This is a genomic window from Nonomuraea roseoviolacea subsp. carminata (assembly GCF_024172185.1).
GTDB classification, from domain to species: domain Bacteria; phylum Actinomycetota; class Actinomycetes; order Streptosporangiales; family Streptosporangiaceae; genus Nonomuraea; species Nonomuraea roseoviolacea.
On the sequence record NZ_JAMZEC010000001.1, the window covers coordinates 9,162,212 to 9,183,440 of the forward strand.

A 21,229-nucleotide genomic window follows, 5' to 3' on the forward strand; every position below is an offset into this window, starting at 1 on the left:
ACACCACGACCCTGATGTACGGTTCTATGCAACCATGCCGGATAAATCATTTTTAAGGTTGTTTGGGTGTTGTTTGAGAAGGGATGGGCGGCGTCCCCCCTGCGGTGGCTGATGGACACCCTGGGGCGCGCCCAGCTGGAACGGATGGCGGGCGAGCCCGGCCTCCTGGCGGCGGTGGACCAGCACGCGGCGGCGCTGCGCGACGCGATCGCGCTCGACCGCGAGACGCTCGGCGACTACCTGCTGGGCTTCGCCGACGAGCTGCGGCACCTCGGCTGGACCTTCCGCGGCGAGCCGGACGCCGTCTCCCTCCGGCTGACCGCCATCTGCTGGCTCACCCACGAGCTCGGGCTGCTGGCCGACGAGTCCCCCGCCTGAACCCGCGAGCACCGGGGCCTGGGCGCGCCACTAGTGCGCCCAGGCCCGGGTGTCCGTGTCAGACGTCGCGGCCGGGGTCGGGGCCGAGGCCGCCCCTCGGGCCGCCCTCGGTCCACGGGCGGTCCTCGCCGGTCCGGCCGGTCGGGCCCTGCCCGGTGGGCCGGCCCGGTTCCATGGGCTGGCCGGGAGGCATCGGCTGGCCGGACGGCATGGACTCGCCCGAAGGCGTCGTCCGGCCTGACGGAGGGGTGCCGCCCATCTCGCCCGCCCGCTCGGCGCGCGGCGGCGCGCCGGCCGTCTCGGGCGCCCTGGCGGCCTCGGTCTCCGGAGCCATCCGCCGGGCGTCCTCGCGGCCGCGCTGGTACGCCTCGGCCTGCGCCCGCGCCTGCGGCGCCTGGCTCTCCACGTGGGCGAGCCAGCGGTCCCACCGCTCCTGCATCGGCCGCACCATGCCGCCGCCGACGCCGATCGCGATGATGGCGCCGATGGTCGCGAGCACGGTGATGAGCACCGGCGTGGTGACCGTGGTGGCGACGCCGATCTGGTTCAGGGCGGCGATGATACCCAGCGCCCAGATGAACACGGAGGCGGCCGTCGCGAGCCACCGGCCGTACGAGAGGCCGCCCAGCAAGCTGGCCAGGAGATCGCGGACGGCGGCGGCGATGGCGCCGGCCACCACCACGATGATGATCGCGACGATCGCCTTGGGCAGCCAGGCCACCACACCGGTCAGCAGCGCCGAGATGGGGTTGGGCCCGAACACGCTGAAGGCGATCTGCAGCGTGACCAACAAGATCGCGTAGTAGATGAGCTTGGCGACCAGACCGCTGGCATCGTAGCGGCTGCGCTCCATCACTCGCCCCATGCCGCTGCGCTGCACCGCGCGGTCGAAGCCCACCCGCTCCAGGATCTTGTCGGCCACCTTCGCCAGCAGCTTGGCGATCAGCCAGCCGATGACGAGTATGACGATGAAGGCGATCAGCCTGGGGACGAATGTGGCGATCTGCCGGAAGACGTCCGTCAGGCCTTGGCCGAAGTTGATGTTCACGGTTTCCTCCTTCGAGGATCCATCGCAGCAAAGGCACTACCCAAGACCGGACATTTAACGCACTCTCCGCGATCAGGCACGCGCCCACCGCCATATCGGACATCGATCGCGCAGGTCAAGAGACATCCACTCGCGTCTCACCGTGTGTAATCGCCGATCGCGCAGGGTAATGATCAGGTCATGCTGCGCATCGGCGTCTCGGGCATGCACGGCTCGGCGGACATGGTCATCTGCGGGTGGCGCGACGGCCGGCCGGGCCGGCTCCGCACCGGCGTCAAGCTCGTCTTCGAGGCCGGCGGCGTCGTCCCCCGCCTGCCGGGGCTGCGTACCGGCACCCGGATCGCCCGCGGCGCGGAGGCCGTCGCCCGGGAGCTGCGTGACGGCGTGGACGTGGTGCTCACCGCGCCCGGCGACCCCGCCTCGGTCGTCGTGGCCGCGGGCATGTGGCACTACGGCTGGACGGCAGAGGACGTGGGGGCGCTGGCGGGCGCCACGGTCGCGGGCCTGGCGCTGGCCGGGCAGCGCGCGCCCTGCGTCATGGAGATCCGCCGCGACGGCGGCGCCGCGCTCGACGGAGAGGTGAAGGCGGACGCGGTGCTCGCCTTCCTGGCCGCGCGCTTCCGGGCGGGCCGCTACCCGACGCCGGTGGTGACGGTCCTGCTCGACTCGGTACGGCTCAGCCAGGAGGCGCCGTACCGCGTGCGCATCGCCCCCTGCGCGGGCGAGCCCGCCCACGTCCGGTAGGCGCGGGATCGCGACGGGCGGCGGGCGGGGGCCCGGCCGCAGCGCCTACCGTAGGACGCGGGTGGCCCCCGCGCGCCGGGTGCCTCCGACCAGGACCAGCACCCGTGGAGCAGGGAGTCAGCGTGAAGATTACTGGAGTCGAGCTGCGGCGGATCGCGATGCCGCTGGTGGCGCCGTTCCGCACGTCGTTCGGCACTGAGACGGCTCGTGACGTGCTGCTGGTCCGGGTCGTGACGCCCGAGGCCGAGGGCTGGGGCGAGTGCGTGGCGATGTCCGAGCCGCTCTACTCCTCGGAGTACGTGGACGGCGCGGCCGAGGTGATCCGCCGGTTCCTGCTGCCCGCGCTGCCGCCCTCCGTGGACGTCCACGCGGTGGGCCGCGCCCTTGAGCCGATCAAGGGGCACCGCATGGCCAAGGCCGCCCTGGAGACGGCCGTGCTCGACGCGCAGCTACGGGCGTCCGGCGAGTCGTTCGGCCGCTTCCTCGGCGCGGCGCGCGACCGGGTGCCGTGCGGCGTGTCGGTCGGCATCATGGACTCCGTCCCGCGCCTGCTCGACGCCGTCGAGGGCTACCTCGCCGAGGGTTACGTGCGGATCAAGCTGAAGATCGAGCCCGGCTGGGACGTGGAGCCGGTCCGCGCGGTGCGTGAGCGCTTCGGCGACGACCTGCTGCTCCAGGTCGACGCGAACGCCGCCTACACGCTGGTGGACGCCCCGCGCCTGGCCCAGCTCGACGCGTTCGACCTGCTGCTGATCGAGCAGCCGCTGGCCAACGACGACCTCGTGCAGCACGCCCGCCTGGCGCGCCGGCTGCGCACCCCGATCTGCCTGGACGAGTCGATCGAGTCGGCCGAGCACGCCGCCGCGGCGATCGAGCTGGGCTCCTGCTCGATCGTCAACATCAAGCCGGGCCGCATCGGCGGCTACCTGGAGGCCCGGCGCATCCACGACCTGTGCCGGGCCCACGGCGTGGCGGTGTGGTGCGGCGGCATGCTGGAGACCGGGCTCGGCCGGGCCGCGAACGTGGCGCTGGCCGCCCTGCCCGGCTTCACGCTGCCGGGCGACACCTCGGCCTCGCGCCGCTACTACGCCACCGACATCACCGCGCCGTTCGAGCTGAGCGACGGCCACCTGGACGTGCCGACCGGGCCCGGCCTGGGCGTGGACCCGGTCCCGTCGATCCTGGAGGAGGTCACCACGTCCACAGAGTGGATCCCGCTCTGAGGCGCGGGGGCCGCTTTCCGGCGTCCTTCCTGGGTAGGGGGTACGCATGGCTACGCTCATGGACAAGCTGCGCGGGTACCTGCGCAGCCCTCAGGGTCAGCAGACGATGGAGAAGGCCAAGCGGATGGCGAGCGATCCGCAGAACCAGGAGAAGGCCCGCCGGTTCCTGGACAAGCTGCGCACCAAGCGCCACTGAGCCGGGAGTCCCCGGGGCCCCCATGAGGGCCCCGGGTCCCGGACGGCCGCGATCAGGGCTCGGGCCGCGTGTCGGCCCGGATCTCGGACCGGGTGTCAGGCCAGGTCTCCAACCGCGGCTCAGGCCGGGTCGAAGCGCAGCCGGAAGGCGGCCGGCTCGGCGCGCAGCTCGTAGGCGGGCAGCGTGCCGGGGCCGCAGCTCGCCGTTCCGACGCCCTGCTGGGCGAGGTCCAGGTTGACGTGGACCCGGTCGCCGGGCACGAGGTCGGGCCGGTGGCGGGCGCGTTCGAGGTCGGCCGTGGTCCAGCGCCGGGCGGTGAGCCCGAACACGGGATCACCCGACACCCGCACGCCCCGCCCGCCGGGCCCGGTCAGCGTGGCCCAGCGCACCTCCGCACGGTGCCCGTTCTCCTGGGGGCGCACGTACGGGGTCTGCATCGCGTCCACGGTCGCCGACCAGCGGCCGACCCGCGCCGCCATCCCGGTGTCGGGATACGCCTCGCCGGGGCCGCGGCCGAACCAGGTGACCTCGCCCAGCTCGCCGGGCAGCGCCATGACGACGCCGAGCCTGGGGATCGGGCCGGTCCACTCGCCCTCCGGCTCGACCTCGACGGTGAGGACGAGGCCGTCGCCGTCGGCGGCCCAGCGGTAGGCGACGCGCATGCCGAGGTCGGTCGCCGCAGGGGCGACCCGGGTCCGCACGGCCAGGCCCGTCCCGTCGTCCACGGGGGTCACCTCGTCCACGCGGTGGGTGAGCCGGTGCAGGCCCGCCGCCCGCCAGGTGCCGGCCAGCCCGCCGTAGCGGTCGTTGTCCGTGGGCGCCCGCCACAGCTCCAGGCGCGGCCCCTCCACGTCCAGCCCGAAGAGCCGCACGAGCCGGCCACGGGCGTCGAACCGCCCGCCGCCGACCGCGAACTCCCCGACCACGAACTCCCCGACCACGAGCTCCCCGACCACGGGCTCCCCGACCGCGGACCCGCCCACGGCCGGCTGCCCTGCGGCGGGCTCACCGGCGACCAGCCGCGCGGCGGCGAGCTCCTCGGCGGCGCCGCCCGCGCCCGCATCCGCCCGCGGCGCCGCCGCGGGCAGGCGGGTCTGGCCCCACGCCACCTCGTGCCCGGCCTCGGCCCACGGCTCGTCGCGGGCCAGCACGGCGCGCACGGTGAGCCACCGCTCCCCCTCGCCGCCCGGCGCGGCGGGCGGCTCGACCTCGCCGCCCTCGGCGGGCACGTCGAGCGGGAAGCGCGCCACCTCCTCGCCGTCGGCCTCCACCGTGGCCACGAACTCCAGGTGCGACAGGTCGCGGAAACCGTACATGTTGTGGACCCGGACGACGCCGTCGTCGAAGGCGAAGCGGACCGGCTCGAACACCTTCTTCAGGTCCAGCAGCCCGGGCGACGGCGTGCGGTCGGGGAAGACGAGCCCGTCGATGACGAAGTTGCCGTCGTGGACCGGCTCGCCGTAGTCGCCGCCGTAGGCGTACCCGTGCTCGGGGTGGGCGAGGCCGTGGTCGATCCACTCCCACACGAAGCCGCCGGCCAGGCGCGGGTACCGCTCGAACAGCTCCTGGTAGTCGGCCAGCCCGCCGGGGCCGAGGCCCATCGCGTGGGCGTACTCGCACTGCACGAACGGCATCGCGCGCCGCCGCGCGTCGAGCCGCGGGTCGGGCAGCGGGTCCTCGACGCCCCGGCCGATCGCCTCGACCTCGGTGTGGCTCGCGTACATCCGCGAGTACACGTCGGCGTCCGCGCACGACCAGTCGCCCTCGTAGTGGATCGGCCGGGACGGGTCTCGCTCGCGCGTCCAGCGGGCCATGACGGCGAGGTTGCGGCCGACGCCCGCCTCGTTGCCGAGCGACCACATGATGACGCTCGGGTGGTTCTTGTCGCGCTCGACCATGCGGCGCATGCGGTCGAGCAGCGCCTCCTCCCAGCGCGGGTCGTCGGTGGGGTTGGCGCGCCAGCCGACCTGACCGAATCCGTGGGTCTCCAGGTCGCACTCGTCCACGACCCACAGGCCCAGCTCGTCGCACAGGTCGAGGAACGCGGGGTGGGGCGGGTAGTGGCTGGTGCGCACGGCGTTGACGTTGTGCCGCTTCATCAGCAGGATGTCCTGCCGCATGGTCTCGTACGGCACGGCCCGCCCGTGCTCGGGGTGGAACTCGTGCCGGTTCACGCCCTTGAGCAGCAGCGGCCGGCCGTTGGCGAGCAGGACGCCGTCCTCGATGGCGACGGTACGGAAGCCGACGCGCAGCCGCATGGTCTCCTCCGGGCCGGACACGACGGCGTCGTACAGGCGCGGCGTCTCGGCGGACCACGGCTCCACGTCCACGGTGACCGGCGTGCCGGGCTCCAGGCCGTCGACGCCCAGCTCGGGCACGCTGAGCCGGCCGGGGCCGTCGAAGCTCAGCGTTCCCCGCCCGGTGCCGGCGTCGTAGGAGGCGTGGACGAACACGTCGGCGGTGGAGCGGGTGAGCGTGACATCCCGGAAGATGCCGGGAAGCCACCACATGTCCTGGTCCTCCAGGTAGCTGGCGGCCGACCACTGGTGGACGCGGACGGCCAGCACGTTGCGGCCCGGTCGCAGGTACGGGCCGGCGTCGAACTCGGCGGGCAGCCTGCTGCCGGTGGTGAAGCCGAGCTCGTGGCCGTTGAGCCAGACCCGGGCGTACGACTCGACGCCCTCGAACCGCAGCCGGCCGCCGCTCCACCCCTCGGGCAGGTCGAAGGCGCGGCGGTAGTCGCCGGTGGGGTTCTCGGTGGGCACGTGCGGCGGGTCGATCGGGAAGGGGTAGGACACGTTGGTGTAGGCCGGGGCGCCGTGGCCGTGCAGCGGCCAGTGCGACGGCACGGGCAGCTCGTCCCACGCGGAGTCGTCGTGATCGGGGTCGGCGAAGTCCTCCGGCACGTCGGCCGCGGGCGAGAGGCGGAAGCGCCACATGCCGTCGAGGACGAGGGAGGGCGCGTCGGAACGCAGGGCCGCCCGGGGCGCCAGGCGGCCCGAGCCGGGGGTGAAGTGTGCGAGATCCATCGCCGCCCCAGCCTAGAGGTTGCGGCCTGTTTCGTCAGCGATGAGCTGATTGGGGCGTGGGAGCCGAGCGTAAGTGTTGCTTGGGCTTGGGCGGGAATCTGTCGGTCTGCCGGGTCTTGGTTTCGGCCGGACGTCCCCGCAAGGTGGGACGGAGGGATCCGGACGAGGGACGCGAGGGGGACATGGTGGGCACGGCCGCCGGCGACACCCGTACGACCGCCGAGGACGAGGGCGGCGGCGCGGACGCGAAGCTCGCGCGCCTGGTCGCCGCGCTGCGCGAGGCGGGCTGCGGCGAGGTGGCCGCCGACGCGGGCCGGCGCGCCCAGTACTCCGCCGACGCGTCCAACTACCGGCGCGTCCCCATGGCCGTGGTCTTCCCCCGCGAGCGGCGGCACGTCGTCGAGGCGGTCGCCGTGTGCCGCCGTCTGGGCGTGCCGATCACCTCGCGCGGCGCCGGGACGAGCACGTCCGGCCAGGCCGTCGGCTCGGGCGTGGTGCTCGACTTCTCCCGCCACTTCAACCGCGTCCTCGCGGTGGACCCGGAGGCGCGTACGGCGACCGTCGAGCCGGGCGTGGTCCTGGACGACCTGCAGGCGGCCGCCGCCGCCCACGGGCTGGTCTTCGGCGCCGACCCGTCCACGCACAGCCGCTGCACGCTCGGCGGCATGATCGGCAACAACGCCTGCGGCTCCCATTCGCTGGCCTGGGGGCGCACCGCCGACAACCTGGTGGAGCTGGAGGTGCTCACCTACGGCGGCACCGTGCTGACGGTCGGCGCGATGACCGCGGAGGAGGTCGCGGCGGCGGTGGCGGAGGGCGGCGAGCGCGGCCGGCTGGTCGGCGCGCTGGCGGAGCTGGCCCGCGCCAACCTGGCCACGCTGCGGACCGGCCTCGGCCGCTTCCCCCGGCAGGTGTCGGGGTACGCGCTGGAGCACCTGCTGCCCGAGCACGGCTTCCACCTGGCCCGCGCGCTGGCCGGCAGCGAGGGCACGTGCGCGGTGATCCTGTCGGCGACGGTGCGCCTGGTCGCTCCGCCGCCGGCGCGCGCCCTGGTCGTCCTCGGGTTCGAGGGGGCGGGCGAGGCGGCGGACGCGGTGCCCGCGCTGCTGGAGCACCGGCCGCTGGCCCTGGAGGGCCTGGACCGGGCGCTGACCGGCATCGTGACCCGCCCGGCGACGCGGGCCGAGATCGAGGCGCTGCCGCCGGGGCAGGCGTGGCTGTTCGCCGAGCTGGGCGGCGAGCCGGCGGAGCTGCCGGAGCGGGCGCTGGCCCTGGGCGAGGCCGCGGGACGGGCGGCCGGGTTCACCGGCGCGCTGACCGTCACCGACCCGGAGCGGGCGCGGCGCCTGTGGCGGATCCGCGAGGACGGGGCGGGCCTGGCGACCCGGATGCCCGACGGCTCGGAGGCGTGGCCGGGCTGGGAGGACGCCGCGGTGCCGCCCGCGCGGCTCGGCTCGTACCTGCGCGGCTTCACCGCCCTCATGGGCCGCCACGGGCTGCGCGGCGCCGTCTACGGCCACTTCGGCGAGGGCTGCCTGCACGTGCGGATCGACTTCGACTTCGGCACCGCCGAGGGCGTGGCGACGTTCCGGTCCTTCGTGACGGACGCGGCCCGGCTGGTGGCCGAGCACGGCGGCTCGCTGTCCGGCGAGCACGGCGACGGGCAGGCCCGCTCGGAGCTGCTGCCGCTCATGTACGGGCCGGAGATCATGGCGCTGTTCGAGCGGTTCAAGGAGCTGTGGGACCCCGACGGCGGGCTCAACCCGGGCATGATCGTCCGGCCCCGGCCGGTGGACGGCGACCTGCGCGTGGACCCGCGCCGGCCGGCGATCCCGCTGGCCACCGTGCTGCCGCTGCACGCCGACGGCGGCGACCTGGCCCGGGCCGCCCGCCGCTGCGTCGGCGTCGGCAAGTGCCGCACCGCCGGGCAGCGGGGCGACGTCATGTGCCCCAGCTACCGCGTCACGCTCGACGAGAAGGACTCCACGCGCGGGCGCGCCCGCCTGCTGTACGAGATGACGCAGGGGCAGGTGATCACCACCGGCTGGCGTTCGCCGGAGGTGCGCGACGCGCTCGACCTGTGCCTGTCGTGCAAGGGGTGCAGCGTGGACTGCCCCGTGGGCGTGGACGTCGCGACCTACAAGTCGGAGTTCCTGCACCATCACTACCGCCACCGGGTGCGGCCCGCCTCGCACTACTCCATGGGCTGGCTGCCGCTGCTCGCCCGGCCCGCCTCCCGGATGCCGCGCCTGGTGAACGCGGTCCTGTCCTCGCGCCTGTCGCCGCTGGTCAAGCGGCTCGGCGGGATCGCCGCCGAGCGCGAGCTGCCGCGCTTCGCCGACCGGACGTTCCTGTCGTGGTTCCGGCGCCGGCCCGCCCCCGTTCTGGAGGGCGGGGCTCCGCGCGGGCCGGTCACGCTCTGGGTGGACTCCTTCAACAACCACTTCGCCCCGTCGGTGCTGCGCGCCGGCGTGCGGGTGCTGGAGGCCGCCGGATACGAGGTGCGCGTGCCGCCGGGCACGCAGTGCTGCGGCCTGACCTGGTTCACCACCGGCCAGCTCGGCACGGCCCGCCGCCTCGGCCGCCGGACCCTGGACGCGCTCGGCCCGTCGCTGGAGGCGGGCGTGCCGGTCGTCGGGCTGGAGCCGAGCTGCACGGCCGCGCTCAGGACGGACCTGCCCGAGCTGCTGCACGAGGACGGGCGGGCCCGCCTGCTCGCCGGGTCGGCCGTGGGCCTGGCCGAGCTGCTGGTCCGCTCCGGCTGGGAGCCGCCCCGCGCCGGGGGCCGCTCGATCAGCCAGACCCACTGCCACCAGCACGCCACCAGCGGCTTCGACGCCGACGCCGAGCTGCTGCGGCGCATGGGCGTGGACAACACCGTGCTGCGGTCGGGCTGCTGCGGGCTGGCCGGCAACTTCGGGTTCGAGCGGGAGCACTACGCGGTGTCGGTGGCGGCGGGCGAGCAGGTGCTGCTGCCGGCCGTACGCGCCGCCGGGCCGGACACCGCCGTGCTGGCCGACGGTTTCAGCTGCCGCACCCAGATCGCCCAGGGCGCCGGACGCCGGGCCACCCACCTCGCCGAGCTGATCGCCGAAGCCCTCTGATCCCGCTCTTCTTCGCGCACCACCGGGAAAGGCAACGCATGTCATCGATCACCCAGGGGCGGCTGCGTGCCGCGTTCGCGCGCCGCCTGTCCGAGATGTACGGCCGGGAGGTCCCCGCGTACCGGACGCTCGTGGAGGTCTCCCACGAGGTCAACCTCGACGTCCTGCGGCGGGCCGGGGCCGGGGCGGAACGGCTGGGCTCCATCGGCCGGGTCACGGCCGAGCGGCACGGCGCCATCCGCGTCGGCACACCCGGCGAGCTGCGGCAGGTGGCGCGGATCTTCGGGGCGATGGGCATGCGGCCGGTCGGCTTCTACGATCTGCGCGACACGGCCTCCAGCGCCGTGCCCGTCGTCTCGACGGCCTTCCGGCCGGTGACGGAGGACGAGCTGGCCGTCAACCCGTTCCGGGTGTTCACCTCGATGCTCACCCCCGGCGACCCGCGCTTCTTCGACGCCGGTCTGCGGGGGCGGCTGGAGGCGTTCCTGTCGGCCAGGCGGCTGTTCCCGCCGGAGCTGCTGGAGCTCGCCGCCGAGGCCGAGGCCGAGGGCGGGCTGCCGGAGGAGCGGGCCGAGCGCTTCCTGCGGCTCGCGGTCGAGGCGTTCGCGCTGTCCGCCGAGCCGATCGACCGGGCCTGGTACGAGGAGCTGGAGCGCGTGTCGGCGGTCGCGGCCGACATCGGCGGGGTGGCGAGCACGCACATCAACCACCTGACGCCGCGCGTGCTCGACATCGACGAGCTGTACCGGCGGATGACCGGGCGCGGCATCACCATGATCGACGCGATCCAGGGGCCGCCCCGGTGGGCGGGGCCCGACGTGCTGCTGCGGCAGACGTCGTTCCGGGCGCTGGCCGAGCCGCGCGTCCTGCGGGAGCCGGACGGGACGGTGACGACGGGATCGCTGCGGGTGCGCTTCGGCGAGGTGGAGGCGCGCGGGATCGCGCTCACCCGCGACGGGCGCCGCCTCTACGACGACCTGATGTCCCGCGCCGACCACCTGGCCCGCGAGACCGTCCCCGCCGGCTCCTCGGTCTCGGGGGGCTCCTCGGCGGGCGGCTCGTCGGTCTCGGGCGGCTCTCCGGCCGGCGCCGGGCGGGGCGAGGCGGCGCGCCGCGACGCGGTGGCGCGCTCCCTTTGGGAGCGGGAGTTCCCCGCATCCGAGCGGGACCTCGCCGTGCGCCGCATGGGGTTCTTCACCTACCACGCGGTCGAGGACCGCCCGCGCGACGGCCGCCCGCCGGTGGCCGACCTGGCCGCGCTGCTGGACGCCGGCTGGCTGCGCGCCGAGCCCATCGTGTACGAGGACTTCCTGCCCCGCTCGGCGGCCGGGATCTTCCAGTCGAACCTCAGCGGCGAGGGCGTCAAGGACGACAGCCTCACCGGCGCCGGGTACGACCTCGGGCTGCTGTCGGAGGCGATCGGCCGCGAGGTGCTGGACCCGTTCGCGCTCTACGAGGCCCAGCAGGAGCGCTCCCTCCGGCAGGCCGCCCGCGCCCTCGGCCTCCCCGCCGTCCTCTGACCGGCCACCGCCCCCCATCGACCCCCACCGTCCCCTGACGGCCGCCCCCCCATCGACTCCCACCGTCCCCTGACGGCCGCCCCCCATCGACCCCCACCGTCCCCTGACGGGCGCGCCCCCACATCGATCCCCGCCCCTCCCCCCTCACGGAGACTCACCCATGACCGCGACCGCGCTTCCCTCCACACTTCCCTCCACCGACGCGCTGCGGCGGCGCGCGCTCGACGTCCTGGCCCGCCTGGACGCCGTCCCCGCCGAGGGCCACGGCGTGCGGGCCCGCACGCCCATCACCGGCGGGAGCCTGCTCGACCTGGCCGCCACCACCGCCGACGCCGCGGAGGAGGCGGTCGCCGCCGCGCACGCCGCGTTCCTGACCTGGCGGGCCGTGCCCGCGCCGCGCCGCGGCGAGCTGGTGCGAAGGCTGGGCGACCTGCTGCGCGAGCACAAGGCGGACCTGGCCGACCTCGTCACGATCGAGGCGGGCAAGATCCGTTCGGAGGCGCTCGGCGAGGTCCAGGAGATGATCGACATCTGCGACTTCGCCGTCGGCCTGTCCCGCCAGCTCTACGGGCGCACCATCGCCTCCGAGCGGCCCGGCCACCGGCTCACCGAGACCTGGCACCCGCTGGGGGTCGTCGGCGTCATCTCGGCGTTCAACTTCCCGGCGGCCGTGTGGGCGTGGAACACCGCCGTCGCCCTGGTCTGCGGCGACACCGTGGTGTGGAAGCCGTCCGAGCTGACCCCGCTCACCGCGCTGGCCTGCGACCGCCTGCTCGCCAGGGCGGCCGACGAGACCGGCGCGCCGCGCGAGGTGCACCGGCTGCTGCTCGGCGACCGCGTCCTCGGGGAGCTGCTGGCCGACGACCCGCGCGTGGCCCTGGTCAGCGCCACCGGCTCCGTGCGCATGGGACGCCAGGTGGGCCCCCGGGTGGCCGCGCGCTTCGGCCGCACGCTGCTGGAGCTGGGCGGCAACAACGCCGCCGTCGTCGCCCCGTCGGCCGACCTGGACCTCGCCGCGTCCGCCATCGTGTTCGCCGCCGCGGGCACGGCCGGGCAGCGCTGCACCACGCTGCGACGGCTCATCGCGCACGAGGACGTGGCGGGCGCCCTCCTCGACCGGCTGACCTCCGCGTACGGCCGGCTGCCCATCGGCGACCCGTTCGACGACGCCACGCTGGTCGGGCCGCTCATCACCGGGCAGGCGCACGACGCGATGCGGCACGCCCTGGACACCGCGCGGGCCGAGGGCGGCAAGCTGCTGGCCGGCGGCGGCCGGCGCCTGGCGCAGGCCGCCCCGGCCGCGTTCTACGCCGAGCCGGCGATCGTGCGCGTGGAGGGGCAGAACGGCATCGTGCGGGAGGAGACGTTCGCCCCCATCCTGTACGTCCAGACGTACCGCACGCTGGACGAGGCGATCGCGCTGAACAACGCGGTGCCGCAGGGCCTGTCGTCCAGCGTCTTCACCCGCGACGTGGGTGAGGCGGAGCTGTTCACCTCGGCGACGGGCTCCGACTGCGGGATCGTCAACGTCAACATCGGCACGTCCGGGGCGGAGATCGGCGGGGCGTTCGGCGGGGAGAAGGAGACGGGCGGCGGGCGCGAGTCCGGCTCGGACGCCTGGCGCGCCTACATGCGGCGCTCGACCGCCACCGTGAACTATTCCGACCGCCTCACCTTGGCCCAGAACGTCAGCTTCCTCTGAACCCGTCCGACCCCTGCCGGCCCCCGAGGCTCCCGGCCGTACGCCGCGCGCCTCGGGGGCCGCGCCGATTCTTCCGGGCCGATTTTTCCGGGCCGATATCCGCGCCGCTTCCCCGCGCAGGGAAGGACCGGCCGATATGACGGATACGGTGGTTTCCGGAACTCTGCGTTGATCTTGTGCGGATATCCGCGCGTCGAGTAGCGTCGCAGCTTGCAAACGGTTTCCGCAGATGTGAACCGATAATCCTCACGATCGGAGTGGATCGTGGCATTGTCCAAAGTCTCGCGATCACTGGCCGCGGCAGTCGCCGGAATCCTCTGTGTGAGCGTCAGCGCGACCCCCGCGTCCGCGCACTGGAACGGAACCGGCCAGCTCATCGCCCGCATCGGCGTCTACCCCTACAACTACAACGACACCTGGCAGAAGCCGATGAACAAGGCGCTGGCCAACTGGAACGCCACCTCCTCGCCCGCCGACCTCTACAAGAACCGGAACTCCGGCTCGACCATCACCGTGAAGTCGTATCGGAACACCTGGTACGGCCACTACACCCGATGCGGCGACAGCTGCTTCTACATCAAGCTGAACTCCCGCACCATCAACCGGGATGCGAGCAATTTCTCCAACTACGTGACGGGCGTCCTCGTGCACGAATTCGGGCACGCGCTCAATCTCGCGCACAACAGCACGACGTCCATCATGAACAGCAGCAGAAACCGCGACACGATGACCAAACCGCAGGCGCACGACGTCTCCGACGTCAACGCCTATTACTGACCCCCGGCCTCGCCCGACGACATTCACGACGAGAACGGGAGTCGAAGCCGATGAAGGCTCGAATGCGGCGACTCGGGGCGGTCGCCCTGGCCGTGCTGTTCATGTCCGCCTGCGCGGCGGAGCAGAAAACAGTCGTGTACGCGGCCGACTATCCGGCGTACGACAGCGCCGACGCGCTGTTCGCCGGGGCGAAGCTGGTGATCGAGGGCCGGCTGACCGGGACGAAACACGTCATGACCGAGGTCGAACCGGCGGATGACGACAGCGAGACCGATCCGCGGCTCAATCCGAACGCCGGGGCCACGCCCGATCCGGCGGCTCCGCCCGCCGCGCCGCCCACCGTCATGACGGTCAGCTCCGTCGAGGTGGTCAAGGTGCGCAAGGGGCTCGCCCGGGTCGGCCAGGTCATCCAGGTGAAGGAGCTCGGCGGCACGCTGGACGGCGTGACCTACGAGGAGGCGGACGCGACGCCGTTGAAGACCGGCGTCACCTACATGCTGTTCCTGGAGACCTATCCCGACTCGCCGGCCTCGCTGCTCAATCCGGAGCAGGCGAAGTACGTCGTCACCTCGGCGGGCACCTATACGGCGATGCCGGACAACCCGGTCAGGCTTGAGGACACCGACGTCCAGCGGTTGTCGATCAAGGAGTGATGCCCCAGCACGCTGAGCGCATTGCTTGTTTGTACAAACGATCGATAGAATAACCCGCATGGCGGAGCTTACGGGGGCGGCGGCCGGCCGTGTGCGCACCGTGCTGGGGGACGTCTCCCCCGACGCGCTCGGGCACACGCAGCCGCACGAACACGTCCTGTGCGACATGTCGGCGATCATCCATCCGTCGGGCCTGCGGCCGGTGGCGGGGGACGACGACGTCCCGCCCGGGGCGGCCGGCCGGGTCGCCCCGGAGTTCCCCGCCTCGGTGCGCGCCCGCATCAACGACCCGGTGCGCCCCGACACCTACGACTGGATCCGCCGCACCGTCCTCAACCTCGACAACCTGCGCCTGCTCTCCGAGGACGACGCCGCCGGGGAGCTCGGCCTCTACCGCGCCGCGGGTGGCGGCACGGTGGTCGACTCCTCCCCCGTCGGCCTGGGGCGCGATCCGCTGGGGCTGGCGCGGGTGTCGCGGGCGAGCGGCGTGCACATCGTGATGGGCAGCGGCTACTACTGCCGCGACTACCATCCGCCCGGCCTCGCCCGGACACCGATGGAGGCCGTGCGCGACGAGATCGTGCGCGACGTGGAGGAGGGCGTGGGCGACACCGGCGTCCGCGCCGGGCTCATCGGCGAGATCGGCCTGAGCTGGCCGGTCCACCCGGTCGAGGAGAAGGTGCTGCGCGCGGCCTGCCTCGCGCAGGCCGCCACCGGGGCGCCGCTGCAGATCCACCCCGGCCGCCATCCCGACGCGCCGCTCCAGGCGATGCGCGTGGTCGCCGAGGCGGGCGGCGTCCCCGAGCGGGTCGTCATGTCCCACCTGGACCGCACGCTGTGGCGGGCCGAGGACCTGCTGGCACTGGCGGGTACGGGGTGCTATCTGGAGCTCGACCTGTTCGGCCAGGAGTCCAGCTACTACGCCTTCAACCCCGACGCGCGCCGCCCCAACGACCGCACCCGCGTCGAATGGCTGCAGGCGCTGGCCGAGGCCGGCCACCTGGACCGGCTGCTCGTCTCCCAGGACATCTGCCAGAAGGTCTACCTGCGCCGCTACGGCGGCCCCGGGTACACGCACGTCCTCGACAGCGTCGTCCCGCTCATGCGGCGCATGGGGATGTCCGACAAGGAGATCACGACGCTGACGGTCGCGAACCCCGCCGCCGTCCTGACTGTGGGATAGTCGGCGCCATGGCCACGACCAACCAGACGGGCGGCAGCCAGCGCACCAAGGGCGGCAGGATGAAGGCGACGTCCACCAGACGGGCGCAGTCGGCGCGCACGGAGCTGGGCCTGTTGCGGACCGCGTGCTGGCTCTTCTCCGAGCGCGGCTTCCACGGCACCGGCATCCGCGACATCTCCGAGGCCGCCGGGGTGGCCGTCTCGGCGATGTACTACTACGCCTCCTCCAAGGACGAGCTGCTGGAGGCGGTCTCCCGCCGGGTCATGGACGCGCTGACCACCGCGAGCGCGCAGACGGTCGCCGACGTGGACGACCCGGCCGAGCGCCTGGCCGCTCTGATGGCCGTCCACGTCGCCTTCCACGCCCGCAACCCGCGCGCCGCCAAGGTGGCCGACCACGAGTTCCAGGCGCTGACCGGCGCGGCCCGGCGCGACATCCAGCGGATGCGCGACGCCTATGAGGAGGTCTGGGCGGACACGCTCCGTGCGGGGGTCGAGGCGGGGGTCTTCAAGGACCGCGGCAGCGTGGCGCGGCTGGCCATGCTGCAGATGGCGACGGGCGTCGCGCAGTGGTTCCGGCCCACGGGCGAGCTGGGCATCGCCGAGCTCTGCGAGCGGTTCGCCGACATGGGGCTCGCGCTGATGGGCGCCAACCGCGACGGGCGTCCGCTGGAGGCGCGCGACCTGCGCGTGCCGGAGCCGGACACACTGCTGGAGCGCGTCGAGCTGGCCATCGAGCCGCGCCGCAAGCCCTCCGGTCTCTGACCCGCCGGGCCCCGGCGCCGTCCCTTCCGGCTGATCAGGAGGACGGCGCCAGGGTCTTGACAGTGCGCTGAATTTGAGCGATCGTTCGATCAGATTTGCATTGTGTCCGGCGGCGACGCCGGACGGTGAGCGGAGATCCACGTGACGCGTACGGACCTGTCCCCCGCCGAGGAGACGCCGCGAGACCCCGGTGAGCCGGCGCTCGCCTCGGGCGTGGCGCGGGAGCTGTTCGGGCTGGAGGGGCGGCTGGAGCCGCTGCCGGGCGAGCAGGACCGCAACTACCGGCTGACCACCCCGGACGGCGACCGCTACGTCCTGAAGATCCACGCACCGGGCGCCGACCCGGTGGAGCTCGACCTGCAGGACGCCGCGCTGCTGCACCTCGCCTCGGCGCCCGGCGCCCCCGCCGCGCCGCGCCCGGTGGCGGCCCGCGACGGGCGGCACACCGTGCCGGTGCCCTGGCCGGACGGCACGCGGGCCGCCCGGGTGCTCACCTGGATGGACGGCCGCCCCTGGGCGCAGGTCCGGCCGACCGAGGAGCGGCTGCGCGACCTCGGGCGGCACGTCGCCGCCGTCGATCTCGCGCTGCGCGGCTTCACCCACCCCGGCATGCGCCGGGAGCTGCTGTGGAGCCTCACCAGCGCGCCCCGGGTGGCCGGGCTGGCGCCGCTGGTGGCCGGAGAGCTCCGGCCGCTGGTGGACGAGGTCTTCGACCGCTACCGCGCCCATGTCGCGCCGCGCCTGGCCGCGCTGCCGCACCAGGTGATCCACAACGACGCCAACGAGCTCAACATCCTCGTGGACGACAGGGGCGCGGTGACCGGGCTCATCGACTTCGGCGACGTGGCGTGGAATCCGCGCGTGTGCGGCCTGGCGATCGCCGCGGCGTACGCGGCGCAGGGGCACGCCGACCCGCTCGGAGCGGTCCTGCCGCTGCTGGCCGGGTACGACGAGGTGACGCCGCCGCGCCCGGAGGAGCTGGAGGTGCTGTTCGACCTGATGCGCACGCGGCTGGCGATCAGCCTGTGCCTGTCGGCCCACCACCACGCCCAGGACCCGGGCAACGCGTACCTGCTGGTCAGCCGGCACGGGATGGCGCAGGCGCTGCGGCGCCTGGCGGGCACGGACCCGGGCCTCGCGCACTTCCGGCTGCGCGACGCCGTCGGGTACGCGCCGGACCCCCGGGCCCGTGCCGTGCGCCGTCATCTCGACGCGGACGAGGCACGGCCGCTGCCGCCGCTGGAGGAAGGGCTGGAGGGCGGCGTCGTGGGCGCGTACGGCGATCTCGTCGCCCCCGCTCCGTCGCCGGACGACATGGAGCCGGAGGGCGGCACAGAACGGGAGGGCGGCACGGAACGAGAGGGCGGCACGGAGGCGGATGAGACCGGGCCGGCGGTGCGGCTCGGGGTCGAGGTGGCCGCCGTCGCCGGAGCCCCCGTGCGGTGCCCGCTCCCCTCGGTCGTCCACGCGGTGCGCGCCGAGGGCGAGGGGGTCGTGGTGCTGGAGCATCGCACCGGTGACGGGGAGCCGTTCTGGACGCTCTACCGGCGCCTCGCCCCGGCCTCCCTGACACGGCTGCGGCCCGGGACGCGGCTTCCGGCGGGCGCCCCCCTGGGCACCCTGGCCGTTCCCGCGCGGGGAGCGGCGACGCTGGGGGTGCAGCTCGTCACGCATCTCGCCGGCCTCGGAGCCGCGTTCCCCTGGGCGGCGCCCGCCGGCGAGGCCGGCCTGTGGACCGGCGTCAGCCTCCACCCCGGCGCGCTGCTCCACCCACGTCCCCGGGAACGGCCCGTCCCTCCCGACGGCGGTCCCGCGGCGCCCCGGCGGGCGGCGCGGGACCTCGCGGCGCGCCGCCGCGTCAATTTCAGCCGCGCGCTCGGCCTGTCCTACCGCGAGCCGCTGCACATCGTGCGCGGGGAGGGCGCCCACCTCTACGACGCCTCCGGCCGCCGCTGGCTGGACCTGGTCAACAACGTCTGCCACGTCGGGCACTGTCACCCGCGGGTGGTCGAGGCCGGTCACCGGCAGGCCGCGCTGCTCAACACGAACACCCGCTACCTGCACGAGTCGGTCGTCGCGTACGCGCACCGGCTGGTCGAGCTGCTGCCCGACCCGCTGCGCGTGTGCTTCTTCGTCAACTCCGGCTCCGAGGCCAACGACCTGGCCCTGCGCCTGGCCACCGCGCACACCGGCGCCGAGGACGTGCTGGTCCTGGACCACGCCTACCACGGCCATCTGAGCTCGCAGATCGCGCTCAGCCCGTACAAGTTCGACAGGCGGGGCGGGCGGGGCAAGCCGCGCGCCACGCACGTGTGCGAGCTGCCCGACCCCTACCGCGGGCGCCTGCGGGAGGGCCGCGACCGCGACCTGGGGCGCGGGTACGCGGCGTCGGTGGCGGAGCGGCTGGCCGAACTGGGCGCGGCGGGACGGCGGCCGGCGGCGTTCTTCGCCGAGTCGCTGCAGAGCTGCGGCGGTCAGATCGTCTACCCGGACGGCTACCTGCGCGAGGCGTTCGCGCTCGTGCGCGCGGCCGGCGGGGTGTGCGTGTCCGACGAGGTCCAGGTGGGCCTGGGGAGGGTGGGCCGGCACTTCTGGGGGTTCGAGACGCAGGGCGTCACGCCCGACATCGTCACGCTGGGCAAACCGATGGGCAACGGCCATCCGCTCGCGGCCGTGGTGACGACCCCGGAGATCGCGCGCTCGTTCGAGAACGGCATGGAGTACTTCAACACCTTCGGCGGCAACCCCGTCTCGGCCGAGGTGGGGCTCGCGGTGCTCGACGTCATCCGCGACGAGCGGCTCCAGGCGCGGGCGCGGCGGCTCGGCGAGCGGCTGCTGGGCGGCCTGCGCGCGCTCCAGGAGCGCCACCCGCTGGTCGGGGACGTGCGCGGCGAGGGCCTGTTCCTCGGCGTGGAGCTCAGCCTGGACGACCGCCGGCCGGCCACGGCGCAGGCGGCGGCCGTGAAGGAGGCGGTGAAGGCGCGCGGCGTGCTCCTGTCCACCGATGGTCCGTGCGACAACGTTCTCAAGATCAAGCCGCCGCTCGCGCTGGGCGAGGCGGACTGCGACCTGTTCCTGGACGTCCTCGGCGACGCCCTGGACGAGGTCGGGACGACCCTCTGAGAAACATCCCTTCTGTCAGAAGTGCCTTGACGCGGGCACATATTTGAGCGATCGTTCGATTACTTAACCGGCTGGGACGGCAGCGCCCCCGAGCACCATGGGCGGTTCAACAGATGCAAGGCATGCGGAAGACGGTCCTCGCGGCCACGGCGGCGACCCTGGCGATGACCACGGCCGGCTGCTACCGGGACACCACCGGCGGCGCCCCCGCGAACACGGCGGACAGCGGCGCTCCGGGCGGCGCGGCGCGGCGCGAGCTGGTCACCACGACCCCGCCCGGCACCGGCCGGGCGGACCGGGTCACCTGGGCCCTGTACCGGGGCACCACCTCCATCGACCCCATCACCGCGGGCGACTATCCCGAGATCACCGTGACGAGCCTCATGTGCGAGTCGCTGTTCCGCCAGGGCCCCGACGGCTCCCCCGGGCCGGGGCTGGCGACCTCGCTGGAGTACCCCGACCCGCGTACGGCCGTCCTCAAGCTGCGCGAGGGCGTGCGGTTCTGGGACGGCTCCCCCATGACCGCCGAGGACGTCGCGTTCAGCATCGAGCGCAACCGCGACCCGAAGGGCGGCGGCTACTGGGTGCCCGTGCTGAGCCGCGTCACCTCCGTGAAGGCCACCGGCCCGCTGGAGGTCACGCTGAAGCTGAGCCGGCCCGACCACTGGCTGCGCGACGTCCTGTCGTACATGCCGGGCATGGTGGTGTCCAAGGCGTATGTCACCGCGAAGGGCAAGGACTACGGCACCGCGCGGGGCGGGGCCATGTGCACCGGCTCGTACAAGCTCGGCGAGTGGCGCACCGGCGACGTCCTGTCGGTCGTGCGCAACGACGCGTACTGGAACCGCTCGGCCGTGCCCCTGACGGGCCGGATCGACTTCAAGGGCATCCCGGACGAGGCCACGCTGACGGCGGCGCTGCTGACCGGGGAGGTGGACGGCGCCTACCTGGAGCTGCCGCTGTCCACGATGGACCAGGTCCGGGCGAGCGACGCGGTCAAGGTGTACCAGGGGCCGTCGTACCTGATCGACGCGCTGATCGTGGCCGACCTGCGCCGCGGCCCGCTGGCCGACGCGCGCGTGCGCCGGGCCCTGTCCCTCGCGATCGACCGCGAGGCGTACGTCGCCACCCTCTACAAGGGCACCGCCCAGCCGGCCCGCGCGCTCGGCACACCCGGCACCTGGGGCTACGAGCGCGGCACGTTCGAGGCCGCCTGGAGCGCCCTGCCCGACCCGAAGGCGGACCTGGAGACCGCGCGCCGCCTCGTCCAGGAGGCCGGCGCGAGCGGGAAGACCGTGACGTTCGGCATGAGCAACGAGCTGAACAAGCTCGTCACCGAGGCCAACCTGTTCAAGACGGCCGCCGAGCGCATCGGGCTCAAGCCCCGGCTCAAGGCGGTCTCCGCCGACGCCTACGGCGGCTTCTTCCTGGACCCGAAGGCCCGCGCCGACGTGGACGGCTTCTTCACCACCAACTATCCCAACTGGGCCGACCCCGGTGCCCTCTACGCCTCCTTCGCCCTGCCCGGCGGCCCGCAGGACTACGGCGGCTACCGCAGCGCCGAGGCGGCGGACCTGCTCGAGCGCGCCCGCGGCGCGGCCGGGCCGAAGGAACGGGCCGAGCTGACCGTGCGGGCGCAGCGGACCGTGACCGGCGACCTGCCGTGGATCCCGGTCGTCGCCCCCGACACCGTGCTCGTGCTCAACGCGCGGCTGAGCGGCGCGACGGTCTCGTCCCAGCACCTGTTCGCGCCGTGGGCGGACCGGCTCGGGGCGGTGGGCTGAG

At 74.1% G+C, this 21,229-nt stretch carries 15 protein-coding genes; 13 read left to right on the forward strand and 2 right to left on the reverse strand.

Annotated features, from left to right (window positions below):
- The first annotated feature begins 66 nt into the window (after positions 1–66).
- Entirely contained in the window at positions 67–378 is a 312-nt protein-coding gene (locus tag HD595_RS42715) for a DUF6401 family natural product biosynthesis protein (protein ID WP_253779801.1), read from the forward strand.
- A gap of 58 nt (positions 379–436) precedes the next feature.
- Here the strand turns inward: HD595_RS42715 and HD595_RS42720 are convergent, their stop codons facing one another.
- Positions 437–1,426, reverse strand: a complete 990-nt coding sequence (locus HD595_RS42720; RefSeq protein WP_253779803.1) for a mechanosensitive ion channel family protein — start codon at positions 1,424–1,426, stop codon at positions 437–439.
- A gap of 180 nt (positions 1,427–1,606) precedes the next feature.
- Here HD595_RS42720 and HD595_RS42725 point away from each other — a divergent pair, with 180 nt between their 5' ends.
- The 3 genes from HD595_RS42725 (at position 1,607) to HD595_RS42735 (ending at position 3,589) form a co-directional block, all read left to right on the forward strand.
- Positions 1,607–2,170, forward strand: a complete 564-nt coding sequence (locus HD595_RS42725) for an acyclic terpene utilization AtuA family protein (protein WP_253779806.1) — start codon at positions 1,607–1,609, stop codon at positions 2,168–2,170.
- A 122-nt stretch (positions 2,171–2,292) separates the two neighbouring features.
- Positions 2,293–3,393, forward strand: coding sequence for an o-succinylbenzoate synthase (menC, locus tag HD595_RS42730; RefSeq protein ID WP_253779810.1), 1,101 nt, complete (start codon positions 2,293–2,295; stop codon positions 3,391–3,393).
- Between the two features lie 46 nt (positions 3,394–3,439).
- Positions 3,440–3,589: a hypothetical protein gene (locus HD595_RS42735; protein ID WP_253779813.1), complete on the forward strand. Its 150-nt coding sequence runs from the start codon at positions 3,440–3,442 to the stop codon at positions 3,587–3,589.
- 119 nt (positions 3,590–3,708) lie between these two features.
- Here HD595_RS42735 and HD595_RS42740 read toward each other — a convergent pair whose 3' ends face one another.
- The gene (locus HD595_RS42740; RefSeq protein WP_253779816.1) at positions 3,709–6,618 is read right to left on the reverse strand and encodes a glycoside hydrolase family 2 TIM barrel-domain containing protein; all 2,910 of its coding nucleotides are present in this window, start codon (positions 6,616–6,618) and stop codon (positions 3,709–3,711) included.
- Between the two features lie 182 nt (positions 6,619–6,800).
- Between HD595_RS42740 and HD595_RS42745 the strand changes: the two genes are divergently transcribed.
- The 9 genes from HD595_RS42745 (at position 6,801) to HD595_RS42785 (ending at position 21,228) form a co-directional block, all read left to right on the forward strand.
- Entirely contained in the window at positions 6,801–9,722 is a 2,922-nt protein-coding gene (locus HD595_RS42745) for an FAD-binding and (Fe-S)-binding domain-containing protein (protein ID WP_253779818.1), read from the forward strand.
- A 38-nt stretch (positions 9,723–9,760) separates the two neighbouring features.
- The gene (hglS, locus tag HD595_RS42750; protein ID WP_253779821.1) at positions 9,761–11,242 is read left to right on the forward strand and encodes a 2-oxoadipate dioxygenase/decarboxylase; all 1,482 of its coding nucleotides are present in this window, start codon (positions 9,761–9,763) and stop codon (positions 11,240–11,242) included.
- Positions 11,243–11,402: 160 nt separating this feature from the next.
- Positions 11,403–12,944, forward strand: coding sequence for an L-piperidine-6-carboxylate dehydrogenase (amaB, locus tag HD595_RS42755; RefSeq protein ID WP_253779824.1), 1,542 nt, complete (start codon positions 11,403–11,405; stop codon positions 12,942–12,944).
- Positions 12,945–13,265: 321 nt separating this feature from the next.
- A complete protein-coding gene (locus HD595_RS42760) occupies positions 13,266–13,721 on the forward strand; it encodes a matrixin family metalloprotease (RefSeq protein ID WP_253779827.1) in 456 nt (151 codons plus the stop codon).
- Positions 13,722–13,783: 62 nt separating this feature from the next.
- Entirely contained in the window at positions 13,784–14,374 is a 591-nt protein-coding gene (locus HD595_RS42765; RefSeq protein WP_253779830.1) for a hypothetical protein, read from the forward strand.
- A 58-nt stretch (positions 14,375–14,432) separates the two neighbouring features.
- The gene (locus HD595_RS42770; RefSeq protein ID WP_253779833.1) at positions 14,433–15,557 is read left to right on the forward strand and encodes a phosphotriesterase family protein; all 1,125 of its coding nucleotides are present in this window, start codon (positions 14,433–14,435) and stop codon (positions 15,555–15,557) included.
- 8 nt (positions 15,558–15,565) lie between these two features.
- Positions 15,566–16,321 carry a TetR/AcrR family transcriptional regulator gene (locus HD595_RS42775; protein ID WP_253779835.1) on the forward strand — a complete coding sequence of 252 codons (756 nt, stop codon included), beginning with the start codon at positions 15,566–15,568 and terminating at the stop codon, positions 16,319–16,321.
- A 141-nt stretch (positions 16,322–16,462) separates the two neighbouring features.
- Positions 16,463–19,444, forward strand: a complete 2,982-nt coding sequence (locus HD595_RS42780) for an aminotransferase class III-fold pyridoxal phosphate-dependent enzyme (protein ID WP_253779837.1) — start codon at positions 16,463–16,465, stop codon at positions 19,442–19,444.
- A gap of 122 nt (positions 19,445–19,566) precedes the next feature.
- Entirely contained in the window at positions 19,567–21,228 is a 1,662-nt protein-coding gene (locus HD595_RS42785) for an ABC transporter substrate-binding protein (protein ID WP_253779839.1), read from the forward strand.
- Position 21,229 lies beyond the last annotated feature (1 nt).